The sequence below is a fragment of the Ureibacillus terrenus genome (assembly GCF_006569205.1).
Classification (GTDB): Bacteria; Bacillota; Bacilli; order Bacillales_A; family Planococcaceae; genus Ureibacillus; species Ureibacillus terrenus.
This window is the reverse complement of record NZ_VIGD01000067.1, coordinates 1-794: the sequence shown is the minus strand read 5'-3', so window position 1 is coordinate 794 and position 794 is coordinate 1. Positions and strand designations below refer to the sequence as shown.

Annotated in this window: 1 protein-coding gene; it reads right to left on the bottom strand. The window is 40.4% G+C overall.

Annotated elements, in window-relative coordinates; genetic code table 11:
• On the bottom strand, positions 1 to 232 hold a 232-nt coding region (locus FKZ59_RS14435), incomplete at its 3' end, for a transposase (protein ID WP_181733317.1).
• Between the last annotated feature and the right edge of the window lie 562 nt (positions 233 to 794).

Sequence of the window (794 nt, the reverse complement as noted above, 5' to 3'; positions counted from 1 at the left end):
GAACGCGCAAGGTCAACCGTCCTACCCGGGTCGTCAGCTGGCGTGGATACGAACCGTTTCGATAGCCTTTTCGTTCTTCCGTTCGTTCATAACGGCGAGCTCCCAGCTGTTCTTCTACTTGTGCCTCAAGGATTTGATGGAGGACTTGTTTTAGCAGCTTAGATAATCCCTCATCTTTGGTGAATAACCCGTGCAAAAATTCATCATTTACGGTAATATGGTATTGAGCCATGGTTGCATTCCTCCTTATGTTTGGTGTTTTTGGTCCACTGTTTATTCTACCAAAGGGGAAGCAACATGGCTCTTTTTCTATTCCTTTTTTACACAATTATATGGACTTAACTCACTAACACCTCGAGCTGTGACAGTATGATGCACCCATTATAATATAACGAACACGATGCTATCTCGATAGCTAGAATGTACGAAGGGAAATAGAATGTCATCATCAGAAAAACATCAGGGATATAAGTAAGGCGATTAAACTGAAAACAATTCGACGAGTGCTAGAGGATGATGAGACAGTCGTTGTAGTGGCGGAGAAATTAAACCTTTGTTATCGCGATAATATTATCAATGGATTAAGAAATATAAACAATATGCCCCCTGTAGACTTCAGGGAGCATATTGCATCTTAATGTCGAAATGATGATCGTCTGTTTTTTGGGTGTAAATTATCACTTTATTTCCGCACAAAAAAGACTCTTTTTTGCACATTCCTTCGGAATATCCCTCTCCCCCTTTCCGAAAGAATGTGCTAAATTTTTTGTGAATTATTTCGGAATGGGACATGG